Here is a 24,062-nt window from a genome sequence, read left to right as displayed (position 1 = left end):
GTTGAGAAGAAGGATCCTCCTCTCGACGCTCTTCGTCGTCGCGGTGACGGCGCTGGTGCTGGGCGGCCCGCTGGCCTTCACCACCTGGCGCCTCGTCGACGACTTCACCCGCGCCGAGCTGATCCAGCGGCTCGAGCAGATCGCCGGGCGGCTGGACGACAAGCCCGTCGGCGACCCGATCGACCAGGCGGCGATCGCGCTGGCCATCCCCTCGGGCGGGCAGCTGCGGGTCGCGCTGCCCGGGGCCCCGACGCAGCTCGTCGGTGATCCCAGCGACGAGGTCGACACGCTGTCCGAGTCGCTGCCGTTCGGGCAGGGCGGCACCATCACGCTGTCCGAGCCGATCTCGGTGATGCGCACCCAGCAGGTGCAGGTGACGGTGATCGTGGTGCTGCTGGTGGTGCTGTCGGTGGGTACCGGCGCGGTCGTCGCGACCGTCACCGCCCGGCGGCTGGCCGAGCCGCTGCTCGACGTGGCCGACCGGGCCGCGCGGCTCGGCGCCGGGGACTTCCGGCGCGCCCCGCACCGGCACGGCATCCCCGAGCTGGACCGGGTGTCCGACGTGCTCGACACCTCCGCCGGCGCCCTGTCGGACCTGGTGCAGCGCGAGCGGTCGCTGGTCGGCGACGTCTCCCACCAGCTGCGCAGCCGGATCACCGCGCTGACGCTGCGCCTCGACGAGCTCTCCACCCACCCGGATCCGAGCGCCCGCCGCGAGGCGCTCGCCGCGATCGAGCAGACCGAGAAGCTCTCCGAGGTGCTCGACGAGCTGCTCCAGGCCGCCCGCGCGGCCCGGGCCGCCGGCGCGGAACCGATGGACCTGCGGGAGGGGCTGGCCGAGGTGGCGGACGAGTGGCGCCCGGCGCTGGAGTCCGCGGGCCGCCGGCTCAAGCTCCGGGTGCCCGACGGGCTGCTCGCCCGGGTCACCCCGGCCCGGTTGCGCGAGGCGGTGGGGGCTCTGGTGGACAACGCGATCCAGCACGGCGGCGGCGTCGTGACGATCTCGGCCCGCGAGGGCGCGAACACCCTGGTCATCGAGGTGAGCGACGGCGGCTCGGGGATCCCCGAGGAGCTGGTGCCGCACGTGTTCGACCGGGGGGTCTCGGTGCAGTCGTCGACGGGCCTGGGGCTCGCGCTCGCCCGCGCGCTCGTCGAGGCGGACGGCGGGCGCCTCGAGCTCTCCCGGGCCCGCCCCCCGACCTTCACGATCTTCCTGCCCGCCGCCCGTGCCGACGACGTCGTCAGCGCGCCCCGGCCGTCGAGGACCCCCCGGTGAGGCTCGCCGCGACCGAGCAGGGCACCGGGTTCCCGGTGCTGCTCCTGCACGGCTTCCCCGAGCTGGGCTACTCGTGGCGGCACCAGCTGCCCGCGCTGGCCGCCGCCGGGTACCGGGCGATCGCGCCGGACATGCGCGGCTACGGCGGCTCACCGGGTCCGGAGCGGATCGAGGACTACGACGTCCATCACCTGTCCGCGGACGTCGTCGAGCTGATGGACGATCTCGGCCTGGAGCGGGCCGCGGTCGTCGGGCACGACTGGGGCGCGGTCGTCGCGTGGCACCTGGCGCTCACGCGTCCGGACCGGGTGGCGGGCGTGTGCGGGATGAGCGTGCCGTTCACCCCGCGGGCGAGCCGCCGGCCCACGGAGATCTGGCGGGAACGCTTCGCCGGCCGGTTCTTCTACATCCTGCACTTCCAGGAGCTCGGGATCGCCGACGCGGAGCTCGCCGCCGATCCGGCCCGGACGATGCGCGGGATGCTCTGCGGGCTGACGACCGGGGACGGCACCGCGCTGATCGGGGCGGAGGAGGAGCTCGCGGATCCGACCATGAGCGGAGGCGATGGGCGAGGCGTGGTCGAGCGGCTCCCGCAGCCCGCCGAGCTCCCGGCCTGGCTCACGCAGGCCGAGCTCGATCACTACGTGGCGGAGTTCACCCGGACCGGCTTCACCGGCGGCGTGAACTGGTACCGCAACTTCGACCGCAACTGGGAGACGACGCCGGAGCTGGCGGGCGCGCACGTCACGATCCCGAGCCTGTTCGTGGCCGGCGACCGCGATCCGGTGCTGCTCATGAGCCCGCCGGGCCGGCAGGCGGAGTACCTCGACGACCTGCGCGGTCAGGTGCTCGTGCCCGGCGCGGGGCACTGGGTGCAGCAGGAGCGGCCGGACGAGGTGAACGCCGCCCTGCTGGCCTTCCTGGAAGCCCTCTAGTCCGGGCTAGTCGACGGAGATCTGCTGGCGGCGGACGTTCTCGTCCGGGAACACGAACCGGCGGAAGGCCCACCAGCGGAACGCCATCCCGACCAGCGTGCCGAGGATCTGGCCGCTCACGAAGTCCGCGACCTCCTGGGTGACCAGCGACACCTCGGGGATCTGCAGGTGGAACAGGTAGCGGGAGGCGGCCAGCGGCGCGGTGTAGGCGGCCACGCCGAGCCCGGAGATGATGAAGAACAGCAGGGCTTCGTGGTGGCGCTCCCGGCCGCCGCGGGTCCGGAAGGACCACTCGCGGTTCAGGATGTAGGACACGATGGTGGCCACCAGCACCGCGATGACCTTGGCGGTCAGCGGCTTGGCCTCGAGCACCGTGCTCTTGAGCACCAGGAACACCATGGTGTCGATCACCCAGGTGGCGCCGCCGACCATGCCGAACTTCAACAGCTCGCGATGCTTGATGGCGGTGCTGCGGTAGGGCTCGGGGATGCGCGCCAACGCCGACTCGACCATGGACACCTCATCGATGGTGCCAGACCCCGGTTGCGGACCGGGAATCGGACACCCCCACGACGGCGAAGTAGGGTCTCCACACCGTGGGCACCTCTTCTCCCCGGCGGGACTTCCCGGTCGTCGGCATGGTCGGCGGCGGGCAGCTCGCCCGGATGACGCAGCAGGCGGCGATCGGGCTGGGCCAGACGCTGCGCGTGCTGGCCGTCGCGCCGGACGAGCCGGCACCGCTGGTCACCCCGGACGTCGTGCCGGGGCACGCGGACCTGGCCGGCCTCGAGGCGCTCGCGGTCGGCTGCGACGCGGTCACCTTCGACCACGAGGGCGTGCCCCAGGAGCACCTGCGGGCGCTGGTCGCGAAGGGCGTCGCGGTGCGCCCGCACCCGGACGCGCTGATCCACGCGCAGGACAAGCTCGTCATGCGCCGCAGGCTGGCGGCGATGGGGCTCCCGATCCCGGCCTTCGCCGAGATCACCTCCCCGGAGCAGGTGGCCGAGTTCGGGGAGGCCCACGGCTGGCCGGTCGTCCTCAAGGCGGCTCGTGGCGGGTACGACGGCCGGGGCGTGTGGTTCCTGCGCTCCGCCGACAGCGCCGATGGGACCGACAGCGCCGATGGGACCTCCGCCGGGGCTCCGGTCCGGTCCCTGGTCGCCGAGCTGCTCGCCGCCGGCACACCGCTGCTGGTGGAGGAGGCCGTGGCGATGCGCCGCGAGCTCGCCGCCCAGGTGGCCCGCTCGCCGTTCGGGCAGGCCGCGGCGTGGCCCGTCGTCGAGACGGTGCAGGAGGACGGCCAGTGCGTGCAGGTCCTCGCGCCAGCGCCCGGCCTCGCCGAGGAGCGCGCGCTGGAGGCCCAGGGCATCGCGCTGCGGATCGCGCACGAGCTCGACGTCACCGGGCTGCTCGCCGTCGAGCTCTTCGAGACGGACGCCGGCCTGCTGATCAATGAGCTCGCCATGCGCCCCCACAACTCGGGGCACTGGACGATCGAGGGCGCCCGCACCTCGCAGTTCGAGCAGCACCTGCGCGCGGTCCTCGACTACCCGCTGGGGACGACCACGATGACCGCCCCCGTCGTCGTCATGGCCAACGTGCTGGGCGCGGAGAAGACCCCCGAGATGACCGTGGACGAGCGGATCCACCATCTCTTCGCGCGGTTCCCCGAGGTCAAGGTGCACCTCTACGCCAAGGGCGAGCGGCCGCTGCGCAAGGTCGGGCACGTGACCGTGCTGGGCACGGACGTCGCTGCCCTCGCCGAGGTCCGGCGGAAGGCGGCGCTGGCCGCGGACTGGCTGTCCACCGGCGAGTGGTCGGACGGGTGGTCGGTCCACTCCGGTGCCGACGTCGCAGAGCTGGGAGAACGGGCATGAGCGAGCGTGCGAGCGAGTCGTGGGCACAGCGCCTGCGCACCGCACCGAATCCTTCTGGGCCGACCGAGCGAAGCGAGGGCGAGCGATGAGCGTGCAGGTCGGCGTGATCATGGGCAGCGACTCGGACTGGCCCGTCATGGAGGCCGCCGGGACCGCGCTCGCCGAGTTCGGTGTGGAGTACGAGGTCGGCGTCTACTCCGCCCACCGCACCCCGCAGCGGATGCTCGACTACGCGACCTCCGCCGCGGACCGGGGCATCCGGGTGATCATCGCGGGCGCCGGCGGGGCGGCCCACCTGCCGGGCATGGTCGCCTCGGCCACGCCGCTGCCGGTGATCGGCGTCCCCGTCCCGCTCAAGGTGCTCGACGGCCTGGACTCGCTGCTCTCGATCGTCCAGATGCCGGCCGGGGTGCCGGTGGCGACGGTCGCCGTCGGCAACGCGCGCAACGCGGGGCTGCTCGCGGTGCGCATCCTGGCGGCGTCGGACGCGGCCCTGCGGACCCGGATGGTGGAGTTCCAGGCGTCCCTCGAAGCCATGGTGCTCGACAAGGATGCGGCGCTGCGGAAGACCGTGGCCCAAAAAGAGATGGCAGAGCCTTCTGCGCGTCCGTAGTCTGGTCGTACACAAGAAGGGAGGTGGTCCGACGTTGATTTCCACGTGGACTTGTGAGGTGGCTGCCGCCTAGGCACCACAGGACGAACTCCTGACGGTCGTGGAAGCCGATTGGTGTCGGCGAATCCCCGGCAGTCACCGATGATCCCCGGGCCCGAGCGCAGTCCAGCTCGGCGTGCGTCTCCTCCGGGAGACGGCCCGGGGATCACCCATGTCGCGAGCTGTTCCTCGGCAGTGCGGCTCAGGCCGGACCCGCCGCCTCCTGCGGGCCGCGTGCGGCGGCGTCCGCGATCAGCTCGCGCAGCACAGCCTCGTCGACCTTCGCCAGCGTCGTGAACCGCACGCAGGACTTCCCGACCGACGCGCCGGGAAGCCGGTCCGCGTAGGACTCGGCCAGGTAGCGCCCCTGCGAGGCGCAGGCGACGTAGACGGAGAAGTGCCGCTTCTGCGCGGCCAGCGCGATCAGCGCGGCGTCGCCCTCCCGGCCCGACGCGTAGCGGTAGTGGAACGGGCCGTAGCCCAGCATCGAGCCGTAGAGGAAGCGCGGCAGGTCGGGGGCGCTCTCGCGGATCAGGGCGTCGAGCGCGCGCACGTCGGCCTGGCGCGGCTCGTCGACGGCGGCGAGGTACTCGTCCGGGGTCACCGGCACATCCTGGCGGATCGGGCGAACCGGACACAGCCGCCGTCCGGCGTCAGCCCGCCTCGAGCGTGCGGGCCACCTTCTCCAGCCGGCGGGTCACCTCGTCGATGTCCGGCCCGGCCTGCAGCGGCAGCATCCACGCGACCTTGCGGAAGTGCGCCACGCAGGCCTCGACGCCGTCGGCCGTGCCGCCACCGGCCAGCCAGTGGCGCAGCGCCTGGTTGTGCGCCGCGACGACCGCGGCGGCCGTGACGGCCGCGCGCAGGGCGCCGTCCTCCACGTCGGCGAGCCGTTCGGCCAGCTCGCGGGTGAACAGCCGCCGGTAGTGGTGCACCTGCGCGGCCTCGCGGTCCCGCAGTGCCGGCACGTCGTGGACCAGCGCGAACCGCATGCGCGCCGTCTCCCGGTCGGCCACGTAGAGATCGAACACGGTCTCCCCGGCGCGCATCACGACCGAGCGCAGCGGCTCCGTGGGATGGGCCGTCGCGAACACCTCGGCGATCCGCGCCAGGCCCTGCTCGTGATCGGGGGAGACCGCGTCCTCCTTGCCGCGGAAGTACCGGAAGAAGGTCCGGCGCCCGACCCCGGCGGCGCCCGCGATGTCGTCGACGGTCGTCTCGTCGTACCCGCGTTCGGTGAACAGCCGGACGGCGGCGGCCACGAGCTCCCGCCGCACCTCGGCCCGACCACGCCGCGCCGTGACCGCAGTGACCGCCACCATGGCACGGAGGGTACCAACTGGGGTGGATGTGTGGCACGCAGTGCCGTTAGGCTGGGGGTACCCCCTGTGACCGACATGTGGAGACGAGATGCTGAACGCCGACTTCGAGGCCTACCGGCTGAGCGACGAACACGACGCACTCCGCGACGCCGTGCGTGCGCTGGCGGAGAACGAGATCGCGCCGTACGCCGCCGAGGTCGACGAGCAGGCCCGCTTCCCGCAGGAGGCCCGGGCCGCGCTGGTGAAGTCCGGCTTCCACGCCGTCCACATCCCCGAGCAGTACGGCGGTGAGGGCGCCGACGAGCTGGCCACCTGCATCGTCATCGAGGAGGTCGCGCGGGTCTGCGCCTCGTCGTCCCTGATCCCCGCGGTGAACGGGCTGGGCTCGGTCCCGATCCTCCTGTCGGCGTCGGAGGAGCTGAAGCAGCAGGTCCTGCCGTCGATCGCCGCGGGCGACGCGATGATCAGCTACGCGCTGTCCGAGCGCGAGGCCGGGTCGGACGCCGCCTCGATGAAGACCCGCGCCCGCCGCGACGGCGACGACTGGGTGCTCAACGGCACCAAGTGCTGGATCACCAACGCCGGCGAGTCCACCTGGTACACCGTCATGGCGGTGACCGACCCGGAGCAGAAGTCCCGGGGCATCTCGGCGTTCGTCGTCCACAAGGACGACCCGGGCTTCGAGGTCGGGACCAAGGAGCGCAAGCTCGGCATCACCGGCTCGCCCACCTGCGAGATCCACTTCACGGACTGCCGCATCCCCGGCGACCGGATCATCGGCGCGGAGGGCACCGGCTTCAAGACCGCCCTGGCCACGCTCGACCACACCCGCCCGACGATCGGCGCGCAGGCCGTGGGCATCGCGCAGGGTGCGCTCGACCAGGCGATCGCCTACGTCAAGGAGCGCAAGCAATTCGGCCAGTCCATCGCGGACTTCCAGGGCGTGCAGTTCATGCTCGCGGACATGGCGATGAAGGTCGAGGCCTCCCGCCAGCTCGTCTACGTCGCCGCGTCGCGCGCGGAGCGGGGCGAGAAGAACCTCGGTTTCATCTCCTCCGCCGCCAAGTGCCTGGCCAGCGACACCGCGATGCAGGTGACCACGGACGCGGTCCAGCTGCTGGGCGGCGCGGGCTTCACCAAGGACTTCCCGCTCGAGCGCATGATGCGAGACGCCAAGATCACCCAGATCTACGAGGGCACCAACCAGATCCAGCGGGTGGTCATGGCCCGCAACATCCTGCGCTGACCCACCCTGTGAGTGGCGATCGTCGTTCCGGCGACTATTGCCACTCACGACGGCGGGGGCGGCCGATCCCCGCGTTCGTCCGGCCGCTCAGGGTGCCGACCAGCCGGAAGAAGGCCAGCAGGCCGACGACGACCAGGCCCGTCGTCACAGGGGTGATCTCCACGGTGCTCCTCCCGGTGGGTCGGGGAGGGACTCGATCGAGAGCCGTCGGCGTTTCGTCCCTTTACAGCAGGAAGCGGAAGAGCGGGGAGTCGGGCGGGATCCGCTCGATCTGAGGCGGCGCGGCCTCCATGCGGGCCAGCAGGGCCTCGAGGTCGTCCGGGTCGCCCAGCTCCACGCCGACCAGCGCGGGGCCGGTCTCGCGGTTGCTGCGCTTGGTGTACTCGAAGAGCGTGATGTCGTCGTCCGGGCCGAGGACCTCGTCGAGGAACGAGCGCAGTGCGCCCGGCTCCTGCGGGAACTCCACCAGGAAGTAGTGCTTGCGGCCCTCCCAGACGAGCGCGCGTTCGACGATGTCCGCGTAGCGGCTCACGTCGTTGTTGCCGCCCGAGAGCAGGCAGACGGTCGTGGAGTCGCGGGGGATCTCCAGCTGGCCGAGCGCGGCCGGGGCGAGCGCACCCGCGGGCTCGGCGATGATGCCGTCCGTCTGGTAGAGCGCGAGCATCTCGACGCAGATCCGGCCCTCCTCGACGGAGTGCACGGCGACCCGGCCGTCCCGGACGATCGGGAACGTCGTGTCGCCCACGCGGCGCACCGCGGCGCCGTCGACGAACGGCTCGACCTCGGCCAGCGCCGTCGGGGCACCTGCCGCGAGCGCGGCCGCCATGCTGGCCGCCCCCGCGGGCTCGACGCCGATGATCTCCACCTCGGGATGGCGTTCCCGCAGGTAGGTCACGGTTCCGGCGAGCAGCCCGCCGCCACCGATGGGGACGATGATGCGGTCCGGCGGGTCCGCCAGCTGGCTCAGGATCTCGCGCGCCACGGTGCCCTGGCCGGCGACCGTGCGGGGATCGTCGAAGGCGGGGACGAGGGTGGCGCCGTTCTCGGCGGCGTCCTGCGCGGCGGCCGCGGCGGCGTCGTCGTAGGTGTTGCCGATGACGATCGTCTCGACCACCTTGCCGCCGAGCCGCGCCACCCGGTCCCGCTTCTGCCGGGGCGTGGTGCGGGGGAGGTAGATCCGCGCGGTCACGCCGAGCCGGGCGCACGCGAACGCGACGCCCTGCGCGTGGTTCCCGGCGCTCGCGCACACCACGCCGCGGGCCCGCTCCTCCGCGGAGAGCTGGGCGATGAGGTTGAACGCGCCGCGGATCTTGTAGGAGCGGACGGGCTGGAGGTCCTCGCGCTTGAGCCACACCTCGCCGCCGACGGCGTCCGAGAGCCGGGGTGAGATCTGCAGCGGGCTCGGCCCGATCACCGCCCGCAGTCGCCCCGCAGCGTCGTCGACGTCGGAGGCGGTCACGGTCACGGGAGGCGCGCTGGTCACGGCACTACGGTAGCCGCGCCCGCCACCGGTATCCTCACCGCCGTCCCGCCCCACGCGATCGGCGATCCCGTGCGCTCCCGCAGGTCGAGACCGTCGTGAGCGCACTCCTTCGGCGATCACGACGGCAGGCCGGCCGATCGCCTCCCAGCCGAAGATCGCCGTTTCAGCGCGCTCGCGCAGGATGCAGCTGCGTGGGAGCACTCGAACGGTGATCTGGTGAGGGTGCTGCGGCCCGGCCGCTGCACCCGCCGGCCGGCCGAGGTGGTCGCCGTCGTGGCGGGTTGATCGTCGGTCGAGTGCGCTGGCGCATCTCAGAGGGTGCTTCGCAGCACCGGGGCGGTGATCAGAGGCGGGTGGTGCAGCGCTCCGTCTCGTACTTGCGGTCCAGGCGGGTCTCGTCGGGGTTCGCGACCTGGACCAGCGAGGCGCCGGCGGCGAGGACGGCGAGGAGGCCGTGGGTGAGGTCCTCGCGGGAGCTCCAGGAGCGGGTGGAGAGGGCCCGGGAGGCGGACGAGAGACCCAGCGCCGCGGCGCGCTCGGACGAGCGGGCCGCGAGCTCCTCCGACGGCATCCCGTCGAGCGCGGGAGCGTCCGGGGCGACCGGCTCCCAGGGGACGAACTCGTCACCGTGCAGCCGGACCTCGCTGGCGAAGTCGACCACCCCGGCGGGCAGGCCGTCGAGGCCGCGGCCGAAGGCGTCGAGCGACAGCGCCGCCACGCCGCCCGCCGGCGCGGCGGCCAGGGCCAGGTCGATCCGGTCGGAGTCGCACAGCACCCAGTCCGCGTCGGCGGGCTCGGCGACCACCTCGGCCCCGCAGGACCAGGCCGCCAGCAGCACCGTGGCCGTCTGCCAGTGGGCGGGCAGCAGCAGGGCGACCCGGCCGCCGGGCTCGAGATCGCACTGGTCGCGGAGCAGGTTGGCGGCCTTGGCCACCCAGTTCGCCGTGGTCACGGCGGAGAGCTCGATGCGCTCGCCCGTGGCGTCGTCGTAGAAGGTGACGAGCGGGCGGGCCGGGGCGGCCCGCAGGATCGGGTCGAGCAGGCGGGCGGTCAGCGACACGAGCGTCCTTCGGTCGGTGCAGGTCGGATCGTGCAGGTCAGTTGATGCAGGGGACCCCGCCCGCGTTGACCTCGGGCTGGGCCGGGGCAGCGGCCAGACCGGCCGCCGAGGTGGCGCCGCCGGCCGGCGCGGGCGCCTTGTAGTCCGTCCCGATGAGCACCTGGACGTGGCCGGAGCGCACGCCGTCCGCCTGCTCGACCCCGACGCCGCCGAGCTGCGCGGCGACCGCCTTGGCCGCCGCGTCGCCGTCGGACCGGGCGTAGCGGACCACCGACGTCGCGCGGCTCGCCGAGTTCTCGACGGTCCCCTTGACGAACCCGCCGCCGGCCAGCCGGTCCGCGACCTGGGCGCCGAGCCCGGACCCGCCCGAGCCGTTGCCGACGTCCACCGTCACCGTCTTCGGGTCGACGGCCGGCGGGGGCGCCTCGGTGGTGGTCTCCGGGGCCGGCTCGGTCTTCTGCTCGACGAACTGCTTGACCTGCGTGGGATCGACCAGCACCACGTCGCCGCGCTCGTTGTTCGCGCCGCCCTGCGTCGGGATCGTCATGAAGTCGATGTTGCCCGCGGCGATGTCCGAGGCCTGCCGCGCGAAGCCGAGCAGGTCCCAGCCGGAGTCGATGACCAGCGACTTCTTGGCGACGTCCAGGAGCGCGGACAGCGTGGACGTGTTCGTCAGGGTGCCGCTCGAGAGGATCTTGTCGGCGACGGCGGCGAGGAACACCTGCTGGCGCCGGATCCGGGAGAGGTCGCCCTCGGGCAGGCCGTGCCGCTGCCGGACGAAGGCCAGCGCCGCCGCCCCGGAGATGTTCTGCTCGCCCGCGGGGAAGTCGGCGCCGGAGAAGTCGTCCTTCACCGGCGCCTTCAGGCAGACGTTCACGCCGCCGATGGCCTGGGTGAGGTTGTAGAAGCCGAGCAGGTTGATCTCGGCGTAGTGGTCGATCTGCAGGCCGGTGAGGTTCTGCACCGTGTCGATCAGCGTGGAGCGCCCGGTCGCGGAGGACTGCTGGTCCGCGTCGCGCTGGCTCACCCCCTGCTTGACGAGCTGCTGGGCCTTGAGCGCCTTGGTCGCCGGGTACGCGGCGTTGATCTTGTCCTTGCGGTAGCCGGGGATGTCGACGTAGCTGTCGCGCGGGATGGAGAAGGCCGTCGCGCTGCCGCCGCCCTTGGGCAGGTGCAGCACGATGATCGTGTCCGAGTTGAGGACGCCGGAGTCCTCGCCGCCGTGCAGCGTGTCGAGCACGCTCTGGGGCAGCGGGTTGCCCTGCGCGTCCGTGCGGCTGTCCACGCCGACGAGCAGGATGTTCGTGTCGCCGCCGGCCGAGCCTCCGGTGATGACGTTCGTGGTGGTCAGGCCGGCGGTGAGGTCGCGGTAGAGCCCCCACGCGGTGCCGGTGACGACCAGGACCAGCGCGGACACCACGGACAACACGATCCGCAGCCGGCGCAGCCCGCGCGACGGCGGCCGGGCCGGAGGGCCGGGCGGGCGTCCGCCGGGGGGACGGGTGCGGGCCGGGGGAGCGGCGGCCCGGGCCTTCGCGGAGCCCGGACGGTCCTTCGGACGGGCGGGGAGCCGGTCCGCGGTCCGCTCGGCGATCCGCTCGGTCGGGCGCTCGGCCCGTTCCGGGGGCCGGACCGGGGTGCGGACCCGGCCGTCGGAGGAGCGGGCGGGGGTGCGGTCGGAGCGTGCCGCGGGGCGGCCGTCGGCGGCGCGAACGGGGGTGCGGACGCGGCCGTCGGCCGAGCGGACGCGCTCGGTCGGGGGGCCGTCGGCGGTGCGGCGGGGCCGGCGGGTGCGGGGCGGCTCGTCGCCGGCCGCACGGTCGGTGCGCTCGGTGCCGGACCGCTCGCTGCCGGACCGCTCGCTGCCGGACCGCTCGCTGCCGGACCGCTCGCTGCCGGACCGCTCGCTGCCGGACCGCTCGCTGCCGGACCGCTCCGTACGGGCCCGGTCCGGGTCCGTCGGGCGACGGCGGGGCGGGGTGGCGTCGGCGGGACGGCGGCGCGTGCGCGGCGCGTCGTCCCGCAGGTCGGCGTCCTGCCGGGAGGCGGACCGGGCGCGGTCCGTGGCCTCCGCGGCCTCCGCGCGTGCGGCGGACGATCTCGGGCGCGCGCCGTCGGAGGAGCGGGCGGGCCGACCCGTGGAGCCTCCGCTCGCAGAGCCGTCGGCGGGCCTCCCGGCCTTGCGCGCCGATCCGGTCCCGTCGGTGCGGGCGGGCCGTCGGGCCGGGTTCTCCGGCTCGCTCTCGACGGGCCCTGGGCGTCCGGTGGACCTCGCGGCGTCGGACCGTGCGGCCCCGGACCGGGAGGCGGCCGAGCTCCGGGCCGAACCCGAGCCCCGGGCCGAGCTCGATCCGCGTGCCGAGCCCGATCCGCGTGCCGAGCCGGATCCGCGTGCCGAGCCCGATCCGCGTGCAGCGCCCGATCCCTCCGAGGACGCCCGGGCCGAGCCCCGCGGCGAACCGGTCGCGCGGACCCTCCCGCCGGGCTCGAGCCCGGACCCGTCCCCGGAGGACGCCGGCTCGGAGGCGCGGCCGGACGACGGGTCCATGCCACCTCCCTCAGCCGACGCACCCCCCACCGGTCCGGCGGGCGGTCCCTAGAGGGTGCCGCATCGCCGTCGATGATCGGCGCGGGTCGCCCGGCGTGTCGGCCGCGCGTCGCGTTGCCGCCCGTCCGTGGCCGGTGTTCGCCGAGGTCGGCGCCCCGGACCGCGGTTCGCCCCGGAGAGTGAGACCATTCACCCTTCCGACACCTCCGACCCCCGCGGGAGTGCCGATGCCCGATCCGTCCGATCTCGGTCCGCACTCCCGCGAGGGATTGCGGCTCCTGGAACGGTACGACGCCTACGAGGCGATCGTCCCGTTGCGCCGCGCTGTCGCGTCCGGCGAGCCCGGCGCCGCCGACCTGCTGGTCCGGGCCTATCTCGACAGTGGCAGCTGGTCGGCCGCGATCGAGTGGCTGACCCCGCTCGTCGAGCAGGGGCGCACCGAGTTCGCCGGGCGGCTCGGGATCGCGCTGGCCGAGTGGGGCGACACGGGCCGGGCCGAGGACGTCCTGCGGCTGGCCGTGCGCAGCGGCGAGCGCGCCGCCGCGAACGATCTCGCCCTCCTCCTGCGCGAGGACGGCCGGTTCGCCGAGGCCGTCCAGGTCCTGATAGCTGCGGCGGACGGCGGGGACGCGCAGGCCCCGGACAATCTCGTCTCGCTGCACCTCGAGGCCGAGGACCTCGCCTCCGCCGCCGAGTGCGCGGAGCGCTACGCCGACGAGCGTCGGCCGGACACGGTCGTCGCCCTCGCCGACGTCCGCGCCGCCCAGCACCGCGACCGCGACGCCGAGCAGCTGTACCGCCGCGCCGACGATCTCGGCGCGGTCCGCGCCCACACCGCGTTCGGCGGCTTCCTGCACGCCCGCGGGGACATCGCCGGCGCGGAACGCGAGTACCGCGAGGCCGAGCGGCACAACGAGCCCGGCTGGGCCTGGACGATCGGCCGCTTCCTGCTGGACACGGGCCGCCCGGACGACGCCCGCTGGTACCTGCAGATGGGGGTGCGCTGGGGCGACCGGGCGTGCGTGGAGGCCCTCGCGATCCTCGACGGCGAGGACCCGACGGACGACTAGGACGTGTTCGTTAGGGTTCGGACCCATGGACGCCGCCGGTGACAGCGGAGAGTACGGGGACGACCTCGCCGTCGTCACGGTCACCTACTCGCCGGGCGACACGCTCGAGTCGTTCCTCGACTCGCTCAAGGCCGCCACCGACCGTCCGACCAGGGTGGTGCTCGCGGACAACGGCTCCGTCGACGGGGCCCCCGAGCGTGCCGCCGGACGGGACGGCGTGGAGCTGCTGCGGATCGGCGAGAACGTCGGCTACGGCACGGCCGCGAACCGCGCGGTCGCCGGGCTGGGGCGCGAGGTGGGCTGGGTCGTCGTCGCCAATCCGGACCTGGTGTGGGGCGAGGGGGCGATCGACACCCTGCTCGACGCGGGCCGCCGCTGGCCGCGCGCCGCCGCGCTCGGCCCGCTGATCCGGGACGAGGCGGGCGAGGTCTATCCCTCTGCGCGGCTGGTCCCCTCCCTCACCCAGGGCGCCGGGCACGCCGTGCTGGGCCGGGTGTGGCCGGAGAACCCCTGGTCCACGGCCTACCGACAGGCGAACACCGAGATCCGGGAGCGCACGGCCGGCTGGCTGTCGGGCTCGTGCCTGCTGCTGCGCCGGTCGGCGTTCGAGTCCGTCGACGGGTTCGACCCGCGCTACTTCATGTACTTCGAGGACGTCGACCTCGGCGACCGGCTCGGCCGCGCCGGCTGGCTCAACGTCTACGTGCCCACGGCCGAGGTCGTGCACACCGGTGGCGTCTCGACGTCGCGGCCCGACGTCTCGGCGCGGATGCACGCGGCGCACCACGAGAGCGCCTACCGCTACCTCGCCGACCGCAACCCCGGTCCCGCGCGCGCCCCGCTGCGTGCCGCGATCAAGGCCGGACTCACGTTTCGTGCTCGCGCGACGAGTAGACACTGATCGACCTCCCACTGACACCGCCCACCGAGAGGACACCGTCGTGCTGGACGACGTCGAGGCCGTCGTGCTGGTCGGGGGCAAGGGCACGCGTCTGCGGCCCCTGACCCTGTCGGCGCCCAAGCCCATGCTGCCCACCGCGGGCGTGCCGTTCCTGGCGCACCTGCTGTCCCGGATCCGCGCCGCGGGCGTCCGCCGCGTGGTGCTCGGCACCTCCTACCTCGCCGAGACCTTCGAGGAGCACTTCGGCGACGGCGGCAAGCTCGGCCTGGACCTGACCTACGTCGTGGAGACGGAGCCGCTGGGCACCGGCGGCGGCATCGCGAACGTCGCCGAGTACCTGACCACGGACGACGTCCTGATCTTCAACGGCGACGTGCTCTGCGGCACGGACCTGGGCGCCGTCGTGGAGACCCACCGGCGCACCGCCGCGGACGTCACGCTGCACCTCGTCCGCGTGCAGGACCCGCGGGCCTACGGCTGCGTCCCCACCGACCCGGACGGTCGCGTCACCGCGTTCCTCGAGAAGACCGAGGACCCGCCGACGGACCAGATCAACGCCGGTTGCTACGTCTTCAAGCGCTCCGTGATCGACTCGATCCCCCGGGGACGGGTGGTCTCGGTCGAGCGCGAGACCTTCCCCGAGCTGCTCGAGTCGGGGGCGCGGGTCTCGGGGCACGTCGACAACGCCTACTGGCGGGACATGGGCACCCCCGGCGACCTGGTGCACGGCTCCGCGGACCTGGTCCGCGGCGTGGCACCCTCCGCGGCGCTGCCCGGCCCGACCGGCGAGTCCATCGTGATGGAGGGCGCCACCGTGGCCCCGGACGCCTTCGTGTTCGGCGGCAGCACCATCGGCCGCGGCGTGACGATCGGTGCGGGCGCGAAGATCGAGAGCTCCATGATCTTCGACGGCGCCGTGATCGCCCCGGGCGCGATCGTGGAGGAGTCCGTGGTCGGCGCCGGCGCGCGCATCGAGGAGGCCGCCCACATCCGCGACACCGTGATCGGCGACCGCGCCGTCGTCGGCGCCCACTGCGAGCTCAAGGGCGGCGCGCGGGTCTGGCCCGACGTCGTCCTCCCCCCGCACGGCGTCCGCTTCTCCGCCGACGTGTAGACCCTGTGAGTGGCAATCGTTGCCCGGGCGACCATTGCCACTCACGAGGAGGATGCCGTGATCGAGCGGGAGTGGAAGCCGGATTTCCGGCTTGATCTCGCGGGCGTCCTGATGCCCCTGCGCCGCGGGCGGGGTGATCCGAGCTGGCGCTCCGCCGGCCCCGTCGACAGCGGCATCTGGCGCGTCTCCACCACCCCCGACGGCCCGGCGACCGTCCACCTGTCCCGCCGCACGGACGGGACGGTCGTCGCCCGGGCCTGGGGGCCGGGGGCGCACTGGGAGCTCGACGGGCTGCCCAGCCTGCTCGGCGCCGACGACGACCCGGACTCCTTCGTGTCCCACCATCCGCTCATCGCCGACGCCGCCCGCCGGATGCAGGGCATGCGGCTCGGCTCGACCCGGCGCGTGTGGGACCAGCTCGTGCCCGCGGTGCTGGAGCAGAAGGTCACCGGCACCGAGGCCCGGCGCTCGTGGCGGGAGCTGGCCTGGCGCTTCTCCGATCCGGCTCCCGGGCCCGCGCCGCGGGGGATGCGGGTGCCGCCCAGCCCGGCCCAGATCCGCGCGGTCCCGGACTGGGAGTGGCACCGCGCCGGCGTCGACTCGGCGCGGCGCCGCGCGATCCTGGCCGCCGCGGCCGTCGCGCACCGGCTGGAGAAGGCCGTGGAGCTGGGTGGTGAGGAGGGCCGGATCCTGCTCCGGAGGATCCCCGGGATCGGGGTCTGGACCGCCGCGGAGATCGCGCAGCGCGCCTGGGGCGATCCCGACGCCGTCAGCTTCGGGGACTTCCACATCCCCACGGTGGTCGGCTGGGCGCTGGTCGGCCGCCCCCTCGACGACGCCGGGATGCTCGAGGTCCTGGAGCCCTACCGCCCGCAGCGGCACCGGGCCGTGAAGTACGTCGAGGTGTCGGGTTTCCGCCGCCCGAGGTTCGGCCCACGGTTCAGCCCGCGGGACTACCGGGAGATGTAGTTTCGAGACCGTGGATCTCTCTTCGCTCTCCGCCCTCTCCGCTCTCGATGGCTCCCCGCTCCCCGACCTGTCCGGCAAGGCCGTGCTGGTCGTCAACGTCGCCTCCAAGTGCGGCCTCACCCCCCAGTACACCGGCCTCGAGAAGCTCCAGGCGGAGTACGCCGACCGCGGCTTCACGGTGCTCGGCGTGCCCTGCAACCAGTTCGGCGGCCAGGAGCCCGGCACCGCGGACGAGATCGCGACCTTCTGCTCCGCCACCTACGGCGTCAGCTTCCCGATGACCGAGAAGATCGAGGTCAACGGCCCGGGCCGGCACCCGCTCTACACCGAGCTCACCTCGGTCGAGGACGCGAACGGTGAGGCCGGCGACGTCGCATGGAACTTCGAGAAGTTCCTCGTCGCGCCGGACGGGAAGGTCACCCGCTTCCGCCCGCGCACCGAGCCCGAGGACGCGACCGTGGTGGCCGCGATCACCGGGGTGCTGCCGGGCTAGCCTGCATTCGTGAAGGTCACGGTCCTGGTCGGCGGCGTCGGCGGCGCCCGGTTCCTGCTCGGTGTGAAGGCGGCCCTCGGGCTACCCGGCTCCACCGACCACGAGGTCACCGCGGTGGTCAACGTCGGGGACGACGTGTGGATGCACGGCCTGCGGATCTGTCCGGATCTCGACACCTGCATGTACACCCTCGGCGGCGGCATCGACACCGAGCGCGGCTGGGGGCACGCGGGGGAGACCTGGACGGTCAAGGAGGAGCTGGCGGCCTACGGCGCCGAGCCCAGCTGGTTCGGGCTCGGCGACAAGGACATCGCCACCCACCTGGTCCGCTCTCGGATGCTCCGCGCCGGCTTCCCGTTGTCCCAGGTCACCGAGGCCCTGTGCGACCGGTGGCAGCCGGGCGTGCGGCTGCTGCCGGCGTCGGACGACCGGGTGGAGACCCACGTCGTGATCGACAACCCCGATCCCGACGGCCCCGACGCCCCGCCGCAGGTCGCGATCCACTTCCAGGAGTGGTGGGTGCGCCACCAGGCGAAGTACCCCGCGCACCGCTTCGCGTCGGTCGGCGCGGAGGAGGCGAAGGCGCTGCCCGCCGCCACCGAGGCGATCACGGAGGCGGACATCGTGCTGATCGCACCGTCGAACCCCGTGGTCAGCATCGGCACCATGATCCAGATCCCCGGCATGCCGCAGGCCCTGGTCGGGACGAAGGCGAAGATCGTCGGGCTGTCACCGATCGTCGGGGGCAAGCCGCTGCGCGGGATGGCGGACGCGTGCCTCTCCGCGATCGGCGTGGAGTCCAGCGCCGAGGGCGTCGGGCGGCACTACGGCGGCCGGGGCAAGGGCGGGCTGCTCGACGGCTGGCTGGTCCACACCGGCGACACGGCCGAGATCGAGGGGGCCGAGACCCGGGCGGTGCCGCTGCTCATGACCTCCCCGGAGGCCACCGCGGACATGGTGCGGGCGGCGTTCGACCTGGCGGGAGTTCGGCCGTGAGCGGTGCCCGTGGTCCGGACGCGGTCGCCGAGCCGGACCCGGCCACCTCCGGGCGGCCGGCGAGCGGGCCGCAGCCGACCGGGCCGGACGCCGCCGGGGCCACGGTCCCGGGAGATCCCACGGTCCCGGGAGATCACCGCGCCGACGGCGGCCTCGAGATCCTCCCGGTCCCCGGGCTGCCCGAGTTCCGCCCCGGCGACGACGTCACGGCCGCGATCGCCGGAGCCGCGCCCTGGCTCCGCGACGGCGACGTCCTCGTCGTCACCAGCAAGATCTTCTCCAAGGCCGAGGGCCGGCTGGTCGCCGCGCCGACGGACCCCGAGGAGCGGGACGCCCTGCGGCGGCGGCTGATCCTCGGCGAGACCGAGCGCATCCTCGCCCGCCGCGGCAAGACCCTGATCGTCGCGTCGAAGCTGGGGATCGTGCAGGCCGCGGCCGGTGTCGACGGCTCCAACGTCCGCACCGACGAGCTCGCCCTGCTCCCCGTCGACCCGGACGGCAGCGCGGCCCGGCTCCGCAGCGGGCTGCGCGAGCGGCTCGGCGTCGACGTCGCCGTGGTCGTCACGGACACCATGGGACGGTCGTGGCGGGTCGGGCAGACGGACGTCGCGATCGGGTCCGCGGGGCTCACGGTGATCCACCGCTACGCGGGCGCGTTCGATGCCGAGGGCAACGAGCTGTTCGTCACCGAGGTGGCGGTCGCCGACGAGGTCGCCGGCGCCGCGGACCTGGTCAAGGGCAAGCTCGGCGGGCTGCCGGTCGCGGTGGTCCGCGGCCTCGGCAGCCGCGACGACGGCTCCACGGCCCGCGAGCTCGTCCGCCCGGTGGAGGACGACCTCTTCCGCCTCGGCGCCGACGAGGCGATCGCCCAGGGCCGCGAGCAGGGGCGGAGGGAGGCCGTCCTGCTGCGCCGCAGCAGCCGTGCCTTCGCCGACGAGCCCGTGGACGCCGACGCGCTGCGCCGGGCCGTCGGAGTGGCGCTCACGGCCCCGGCGCCGCACCACAGCACCCCGTTCCGCTTCGTGTGGCTGCGGGAGAAGCGGGCAGCGGTGCTCGACGCGCTGCGCGAGCGCTGGCAGGCGGACCTCGCCGCGGACGGCCGCCCGGCGGACGAGATCGAGCGCCGCCTCGCGCGCGGCGACCTGCTACGCCGCGCCCCGGAGGTCGTCCTGGCCTTCCGCACCGGCGACGGGGCCCACGCCTACGGGGACACCGCCCGTGACGCGGCCGAACGGGACATGTTCACCGTCGCCGGTGGTGCGGCGGTGCAGTCCCTGCTGGTGGCGCTGGCCGCCGAGGGCCTGGCATCCTGCTGGGTCGGCTCCACGATCTTCGCCGCCGACACGACCCGCGAGGCCCTCGACCTCCCCGCCGACTGGCAGCCCCTCGGTGCGATCGCGGTCGGCACCCCGGCCGCCCCCCTCACCCCCCGAGCTCCCCACGACCCGTCGGAAGGCCTCCTCGAACGATGAACCACCCGCGAGTCGGCACGTCGGGCGCCAGCCCGCCATCGGGCGGAGCCGGGAGGCCGAAACACACGCTGACGACGTCTCGTGAACGTCACACACGACCTACGGGAAGTGCCGACTCGCGGGGGCCGGGGTGGTGAAGCCTGCCGTGGCGGTCGAGGAGCTGCGGGCCTGGGAGCCGCCGGACGCCGCGCAGGCGGCGTTGCGGGAGGCGTTGGTGGCCTTCTGTCTCGCCCGGCCCGACGACGCCTGCCTGCGCGAGTGCGAGCCCGGGCACCTCACCGCGTCCGCGCTGGTGGTCGACGCGGCGGGCGAGAACGTGCTGCTCACCCTGCACGGCCGCTTCCACCGCTGGGTGCAGCTCGGCGGGCACTGCGAGCCGGACGACGCCTCGCTGCGCGCCGCGGCGCTGCGGGAGGCCACCGAGGAGTCCGGGATCGCGGGGCTGGAGATCGGGGAGCATCCGCTGCACATCGACGTCCATCCCGTCACGTGCTCGCTCGGGCTGCCCAGCCGGCACCTCGACGTCCGCTACCTGGTGCGGGCGCCGGAGGGGGCCCGGCCGGTGATCAGCGACGAGTCCGCGGACCTCGCCTGGTGGCCCCTCGACGACCTGCCGCCGGACGCGGACACGGTGCCGGAGATGGTGGCGCTCTACCGCCAGAACAGCAGCAGGTCGTAGCCGAGCGAGGCGTAGCTCCCGTTGCCTCCGACAGCCGTGAACAGGAACGAGCCGACGCCGAACAGCACCCGCGACACCGCGGGCACGCCCAGGACCAGCAGGAACAGCACGAGTGGCGCCCACGGGCGCACCTTCTGCCCGAACTGCTGCGCCGCGGGGGAGAGGTAGGGCTCGATCACGCCGTACCCGTCCAGCCCGGGCACCGGCAGGATGTTGATCACGAACGCCAGGATCTGGATCAGGGCGAGGACGGACAGCCCGACCGCGAGCCCGCCGGGCATCGGCACGAAGATCACGACGATGCTCAGCACGATGCCGATCAGCAGGTTCGTGCCCGGCCCGGCGAAGGACATGAGGCTGCGCAGGCCCTTGCGGCGCCAGAACGCCCCCTGGTCCACCCAGACCGCCCCGCCGGGGAGCGGGATGCCCCCGAGCAGCAGGAACACCACCGGCAGCACGAAGGACAGGCCGACGTTGGCGTAGCGGCGGATGTCGAGGGTGAGGTAGCCGCGGTTCTCGATGCTGAGGTCACCGGCCCGGTGCGCGACGTAGGCGTGCCCGAACTCGTGCAGGCACAGCGACACGCACCAGCCGCCCAGCACGAGGAGGACGACGCCGGCCGTCAGCAGGAACTCGGAACCCTGGGTGTACGGCTGGGTACCGACCACGCAGAGGACCGCGCCCACCACGGCGACGCCGACCAGCAGGTAGAACCACGGGCTGACCCGAGACGACACTCCGCGCACCCGGCCATTCTGCCGAACGGGCGACCGAAGGGGTGGAACCCGTCACCCGGTTGGAAGGTCCGGCTTGCGTCGGAGGGGCTTTCACCGCTGTACTTACGTCGGTGTCATTCGCCGCGGCGCGGGGAGGTGGGCGAGTGGACGGATTCACGGACACCGTGTTCGTCACGGGGACGAACACGATCGGCGGTCCGGTGGGGCTGCCGGGATTCACGACGGGGACGCCCGAGAACTTCGGGATCGGCCCGTCCGAGGGCCTTCGACTGATCGACATGGTCGACGGCTCGGTCACCGGTACGGACACCGGTGAAGAGCAGGAATGGCAGGAACGCGCACTCTGCGCGCAGACGGACCCGGAGGCGTTCTTCCCCGAGAAGGGCGGTTCCACTCGCGAGGCCAAGCGCATCTGCGCGGGGTGCGAGGTCCGCGCGGAGTGCCTGGAGTACGCCCTGGCGCAGGACGAGCGCTTCGGCATCTGGGGTGGGCTCTCCGAGAGGGAACGCCGCAGGCTCCGCCGCGCCGCCGTCTGACGGCGGACACCGACCCGACGTCCGCAGCGCGCCGGGTCGGCCTTCACGGGGGACGGGCGACGGCGCCCGGATCCCGGTTCAGGACCCGGATCCCGTCCGGCTGCGTGCCCGCAGTCGGTCGTGAGCCCGGGTTCTCGCGTATCCGGGGCACGTTGCAGAGGTGCGTTTCGGCCTCCGAAATGTGCCGACTCGCGGGTGGTTCCCGACTCGCGGGGGCACACCCGCGGAGCGCGGAGGGTTACTCCGCCCCGCCCTCGACGGCGTCCGGTTCGATGTTGAGGTACTCCGCGACCTGCTCCACCAGCACCTCGTGCAGCAGCTCGCCCAGGTCGGCGCCGCCCTTGGCGCGCGCCTCCAGCGGCCGGCGGTAGAGCACGATCCGCGCCCGCGACGGCAGCCCCGCCTGGTCCACGCCCGCGGGCACCAGCTGCGCCAGCGGCACCCCCGCGTCCGCGAGCACCCCGGAGCCCCACACCACCTCGTCGGGCGACGTGCGGTCCACCTCGGGCACCTCGTCGACCGCCAGGTCGAGATCGGCGAGCTCCGGGCCCCAGCGCAGCTCGATCGGCTCGAGGGCCTCCAGCACCCGCGCGTCGAAGCGCTCGGCGCGGCTGCGGAACGACGGCGTGCTCACCGGGTACAGCAGTCCGCGCAGGCCACGGCCCCGCCGGTCCCGCCGGCGGGGGGAGCGGCGCAGGGTGCGGCGTGCGGTCGTCACCACGGGCATATTACGGGGGGAGAATGCGCCGCGCGTCGCAGCCGCGAACTGCTCGCCCGGGGGGCTATCGTCGGGGGCGTGCTGAGTGTCCGGAGGTGTTCGCGGAGCGGCTGCACCGAGCTCGCGGTGGCCACTCTCACCTACGTCTACGCCGATTCGACGGCGGTCGTGGGTCCGCTGGCCACGCAGGCCGAGCCGCACACGTACGACCTGTGCACCCACCACGCGCACGGGCTCACCGCCCCGCGGGGCTGGGAGGTCGTGCGGTTCGAGGGGGAGTTCGCGCCCCCGCAGCACACGGGCGACGACCTGACCGCGCTCGCCGAGGCCGTCCGCGAGGCGGGCCGCGTGGACCGGGCGATCGAGGCCGTGGGTGGGGTGACGGTGACCGCGGGTCCCGGCGTCGAGACGGGCCGTCGCGGTCATCTGCGCGTCCTGCCCACCCCGGCGGACGACTAGCCGACCACCGGGGGATCGCCCAGCGGCGCCCCGGCGAGGGTCACCGGAGCGGAACCGGCGCCCACCGGTGGGGTGGCGCCCGCTAGGGTTCCCTCCCGTGTCGGACTCCACACGCGAGCGTGATCTCTCCGCGGTGATCAAGGCCTACGACGTTCGCGGGGTCGTGGGCGAGCAGATCGACGCCGCGCTCGTGCGCGAGATCGGGGCCGCGTTCGCCCAGCTGCTCCGCGGCGAGGGTGAGGTCTCGACCGTCGCCGTCGGCTACGACATGCGGGACTCGAGCCCCGGCCTGGCCGCCGCGTTCGCCGAGGGGGTCACCGGCGAGGGGATCGACGTCGTCGACATCGGCCTGGCCAGCACGGACATGCTCTACTTCGCCGCGGGCCGCCTCGACGTCCCGGGCGCGATGTTCACCGCGAGCCACAACCCGGCGAAGTACAACGGCATCAAGCTCTGCCGCGCCGGTGCCACCCCGATCGGGCAGGACACCGGGCTCTCGGCGATCCGCGAGGCCGTCGAGAAGGGCGTGACGGTGGGTTCCGGCACCGGGGCCGTGCGGCAGCAGGCGATGGTCGAGGAGTACGCCGCCTACCTGCGCCGGCTCGTCGACCTCACCGGGATCCGGCCGCTCAAGGTCGTGGTCGACGCCGGCAACGGCATGGGCGGCTACACCGTCCCCGTGGTGCTCGCCGACCTGGTCACCGCGGTGCCGCTGTTCTTCGAGCTCGACGGCACCTTCCCCAACCACGAGGCCAACCCCCTCGATCCGGCGAACCTCGTCGACCTGCAAAAGGCCGTCGTCGCGGAGGGCGCGGACCTCGGCCTGGCGTTCGACGGCGACGCGGACCGTTGCTTCGTCGTCGACGAGCGGGGCGAGCCCGTCAGCCCCAGCGCGATCACCGGGCTGGTCGCCGTCCGTGAGCTGGCCAAGTCGCCCGGCGGCACGATCATCCACAACCTGATCACGTCGAAGGCCGTGCCGGAGATCGTCCGGGAGCACGGCGGCGAGCCGGTGCGCACCCGGGTGGGGCACTCGTTCATCAAGCAGACGATGGCCGACACGGGCGCGGTCTTCGGCGGCGAGCACTCCGCGCACTACTACTTCAAGGACTTCTGGAAGGCCGACTCCGGCATGCTCGCGGCGCTGCACGTGCTGGCCGCGCTCGGCGAGCAGGAGCGTCCGCTGTCGGAGCTGATGGAGGCCTACGAGCGGTACTCGGCGAGCGGGGAGATCAACTCGACGGTTGCCGACCAGGCGGAGCGGGTGGCCGCGGTGAGGGCCGCCTACCCGCAGGCCGAGTTCGACGAGCTCGACGGCCTGACCGTCTCGCTGCCGGACGGATCGTGGTTCAACCTGCGCGCCTCCAACACCGAACCGCTGCTGCGGCTCAACGTGGAGGCCGCGAGCGCCGCGGCCGTCGCCACTCTGCGCGACGACGTCCTGGCGATCGTGCGGGCCTGACGTCCGCCGGGTAGCCCGGACGGACCCGGCGCCCGGGCGCGGACCCTGGCAGCATCG

General features: G+C 73.8%; 25 protein-coding genes. 16 read left to right on the top strand and 9 right to left on the bottom strand.

All coding sequences use genetic code 11. The annotated features are described in order from the left end of the window. The first annotated feature begins 1 nt into the window (after position 1). Positions 2-1,276, top strand: coding sequence for an ATP-binding protein (locus tag ABD324_RS33565; RefSeq protein ID WP_344426623.1), 1,275 nt, complete (start codon positions 2-4; stop codon positions 1,274-1,276). After that, on the top strand, positions 1,273-2,211 hold the full coding sequence (locus ABD324_RS33560) for an alpha/beta fold hydrolase (RefSeq protein WP_344426621.1): 939 nt from the start codon (positions 1,273-1,275) through the stop codon (positions 2,209-2,211). The genes ABD324_RS33565 and ABD324_RS33560 overlap by 4 nt, the downstream gene beginning before the upstream one ends. Positions 2,212-2,217: 6 nt before the next feature. On the opposite strand, the gene ABD324_RS33555 is transcribed toward ABD324_RS33560, so the two are convergent. Beyond that, a complete protein-coding gene (locus ABD324_RS33555; RefSeq protein WP_344426618.1) occupies positions 2,218-2,730 on the bottom strand; it encodes a GtrA family protein in 513 nt (170 codons plus the stop codon). 119 nt (positions 2,731-2,849) lie between these two features. Between ABD324_RS33555 and ABD324_RS33550 the strand changes: the two genes are divergently transcribed. Both ABD324_RS33550 and purE read left to right on the top strand, forming a co-directional pair. Beyond that, positions 2,850-4,088 carry a 5-(carboxyamino)imidazole ribonucleotide synthase gene (locus ABD324_RS33550; protein ID WP_425565972.1) on the top strand — a complete coding sequence of 413 codons (1,239 nt, stop codon included), beginning with the start codon at positions 2,850-2,852 and terminating at the stop codon, positions 4,086-4,088. 85 nt (positions 4,089-4,173) lie between these two features. Beyond that, positions 4,174-4,701, top strand: a complete 528-nt coding sequence (purE, locus tag ABD324_RS33545) for a 5-(carboxyamino)imidazole ribonucleotide mutase (protein WP_344426612.1) — start codon at positions 4,174-4,176, stop codon at positions 4,699-4,701. 241 nt (positions 4,702-4,942) lie between these two features. Here the strand turns inward: purE and ABD324_RS33540 are convergent, their stop codons facing one another. Further along, on the bottom strand, positions 4,943-5,344 hold the full coding sequence (locus tag ABD324_RS33540; RefSeq protein ID WP_344426609.1) for a DUF1801 domain-containing protein: 402 nt from the start codon (positions 5,342-5,344) through the stop codon (positions 4,943-4,945). Positions 5,345-5,393: 49 nt separating this feature from the next. Continuing rightward, positions 5,394-6,062, bottom strand: coding sequence for a TetR family transcriptional regulator (locus ABD324_RS33535; protein ID WP_344426606.1), 669 nt, complete (start codon positions 6,060-6,062; stop codon positions 5,394-5,396). An 88-nt stretch (positions 6,063-6,150) separates the two neighbouring features. Between ABD324_RS33535 and ABD324_RS33530 the strand changes: the two genes are divergently transcribed. Next, positions 6,151-7,308, top strand: a complete 1,158-nt coding sequence (locus ABD324_RS33530; RefSeq protein WP_344426603.1) for an acyl-CoA dehydrogenase — start codon at positions 6,151-6,153, stop codon at positions 7,306-7,308. A 34-nt stretch (positions 7,309-7,342) separates the two neighbouring features. Here the strand turns inward: ABD324_RS33530 and ABD324_RS33525 are convergent, their stop codons facing one another. From ABD324_RS33525 to ABD324_RS33510, 4 genes are all read right to left on the bottom strand, one after another. Further along, positions 7,343-7,471 (bottom strand): hypothetical protein, encoded by a 129-nt coding sequence (locus ABD324_RS33525; RefSeq protein ID WP_344426600.1) that lies wholly within the window; start codon positions 7,469-7,471, stop codon positions 7,343-7,345. Positions 7,472-7,531: 60 nt separating this feature from the next. Beyond that, on the bottom strand, positions 7,532-8,767 hold the full coding sequence (ilvA, locus tag ABD324_RS33520; protein WP_344427557.1) for a threonine ammonia-lyase IlvA: 1,236 nt from the start codon (positions 8,765-8,767) through the stop codon (positions 7,532-7,534). A 367-nt stretch (positions 8,768-9,134) separates the two neighbouring features. Continuing rightward, a complete protein-coding gene (locus ABD324_RS33515) occupies positions 9,135-9,851 on the bottom strand; it encodes a TIGR03089 family protein (RefSeq protein WP_344426598.1) in 717 nt (238 codons plus the stop codon). Positions 9,852-9,888: 37 nt separating this feature from the next. Continuing rightward, entirely contained in the window at positions 9,889-12,399 is a 2,511-nt protein-coding gene (locus tag ABD324_RS33510; RefSeq protein WP_344426595.1) for an LCP family protein, read from the bottom strand. Between the two features lie 227 nt (positions 12,400-12,626). Here ABD324_RS33510 and ABD324_RS33505 point away from each other — a divergent pair, with 227 nt between their 5' ends. From ABD324_RS33505 to ABD324_RS33470, 8 genes are all read left to right on the top strand, one after another. Next, the gene (locus ABD324_RS33505; protein ID WP_344426592.1) at positions 12,627-13,469 is read left to right on the top strand and encodes a tetratricopeptide repeat protein; all 843 of its coding nucleotides are present in this window, start codon (positions 12,627-12,629) and stop codon (positions 13,467-13,469) included. 25 nt (positions 13,470-13,494) lie between these two features. After that, positions 13,495-14,370: a glycosyltransferase family 2 protein gene (locus ABD324_RS33500; RefSeq protein WP_344426589.1), complete on the top strand. Its 876-nt coding sequence runs from the start codon at positions 13,495-13,497 to the stop codon at positions 14,368-14,370. A 43-nt stretch (positions 14,371-14,413) separates the two neighbouring features. Continuing rightward, on the top strand, positions 14,414-15,484 hold the full coding sequence (gene manB, locus ABD324_RS33495) for a mannose-1-phosphate guanylyltransferase (protein ID WP_344427555.1): 1,071 nt from the start codon (positions 14,414-14,416) through the stop codon (positions 15,482-15,484). A gap of 111 nt (positions 15,485-15,595) precedes the next feature. After that, positions 15,596-16,453 (top strand): DNA-3-methyladenine glycosylase family protein, encoded by an 858-nt coding sequence (locus ABD324_RS33490; protein ID WP_344427552.1) that lies wholly within the window; start codon positions 15,596-15,598, stop codon positions 16,451-16,453. A gap of 10 nt (positions 16,454-16,463) precedes the next feature. Further along, positions 16,464-16,946: a glutathione peroxidase gene (locus ABD324_RS33485; protein ID WP_344426586.1), complete on the top strand. Its 483-nt coding sequence runs from the start codon at positions 16,464-16,466 to the stop codon at positions 16,944-16,946. 9 nt (positions 16,947-16,955) lie between these two features. Further along, positions 16,956-17,942 (top strand): 2-phospho-L-lactate transferase, encoded by a 987-nt coding sequence (cofD, locus tag ABD324_RS33480; RefSeq protein ID WP_344426583.1) that lies wholly within the window; start codon positions 16,956-16,958, stop codon positions 17,940-17,942. Further along, a complete protein-coding gene (locus ABD324_RS33475; RefSeq protein WP_344426580.1) occupies positions 17,939-19,414 on the top strand; it encodes a coenzyme F420-0:L-glutamate ligase in 1,476 nt (491 codons plus the stop codon). Before cofD ends, ABD324_RS33475 begins: the two co-directional genes overlap by 4 nt. Positions 19,415-19,544: 130 nt before the next feature. Further along, the gene (locus tag ABD324_RS33470; protein ID WP_344426577.1) at positions 19,545-20,093 is read left to right on the top strand and encodes an NUDIX hydrolase; all 549 of its coding nucleotides are present in this window, start codon (positions 19,545-19,547) and stop codon (positions 20,091-20,093) included. On the opposite strand, the gene ABD324_RS33465 is transcribed toward ABD324_RS33470, so the two are convergent. Beyond that, positions 20,066-20,839, bottom strand: coding sequence for a site-2 protease family protein (locus ABD324_RS33465; protein ID WP_344426576.1), 774 nt, complete (start codon positions 20,837-20,839; stop codon positions 20,066-20,068). The two genes, ABD324_RS33470 and ABD324_RS33465, sit on opposite strands and share 28 nt — an antisense overlap. A gap of 269 nt (positions 20,840-21,108) precedes the next feature. Here ABD324_RS33465 and ABD324_RS33460 point away from each other — a divergent pair, with 269 nt between their 5' ends. Continuing rightward, the gene (locus ABD324_RS33460) at positions 21,109-21,366 is read left to right on the top strand and encodes a WhiB family transcriptional regulator (protein WP_344427548.1); all 258 of its coding nucleotides are present in this window, start codon (positions 21,109-21,111) and stop codon (positions 21,364-21,366) included. Between the two features lie 238 nt (positions 21,367-21,604). Here the strand turns inward: ABD324_RS33460 and ABD324_RS33455 are convergent, their stop codons facing one another. Continuing rightward, positions 21,605-22,084 carry a metallopeptidase family protein gene (locus tag ABD324_RS33455; RefSeq protein WP_425565960.1) on the bottom strand — a complete coding sequence of 160 codons (480 nt, stop codon included), beginning with the start codon at positions 22,082-22,084 and terminating at the stop codon, positions 21,605-21,607. A 78-nt stretch (positions 22,085-22,162) separates the two neighbouring features. Here ABD324_RS33455 and ABD324_RS33450 point away from each other — a divergent pair, with 78 nt between their 5' ends. Together ABD324_RS33450 and ABD324_RS33445 are read left to right on the top strand one after the other, a co-directional pair. After that, the gene (locus tag ABD324_RS33450; RefSeq protein WP_344426571.1) at positions 22,163-22,543 is read left to right on the top strand and encodes a DUF3499 domain-containing protein; all 381 of its coding nucleotides are present in this window, start codon (positions 22,163-22,165) and stop codon (positions 22,541-22,543) included. Between the two features lie 97 nt (positions 22,544-22,640). Further along, positions 22,641-24,005, top strand: coding sequence for a phosphomannomutase/phosphoglucomutase (locus tag ABD324_RS33445; protein ID WP_344426568.1), 1,365 nt, complete (start codon positions 22,641-22,643; stop codon positions 24,003-24,005). The last annotated feature ends 57 nt before the right edge of the window (positions 24,006-24,062 follow it).

The sequence above is a fragment of the Pseudonocardia ailaonensis genome (genome assembly GCF_039531635.1).
Classification (GTDB): Bacteria; Actinomycetota; Actinomycetes; order Mycobacteriales; family Pseudonocardiaceae; genus Pseudonocardia; species Pseudonocardia ailaonensis.
The sequence above is the reverse complement of the archived record's forward strand: the minus strand, read 5'-3'. Positions and strand labels throughout refer to the sequence as shown.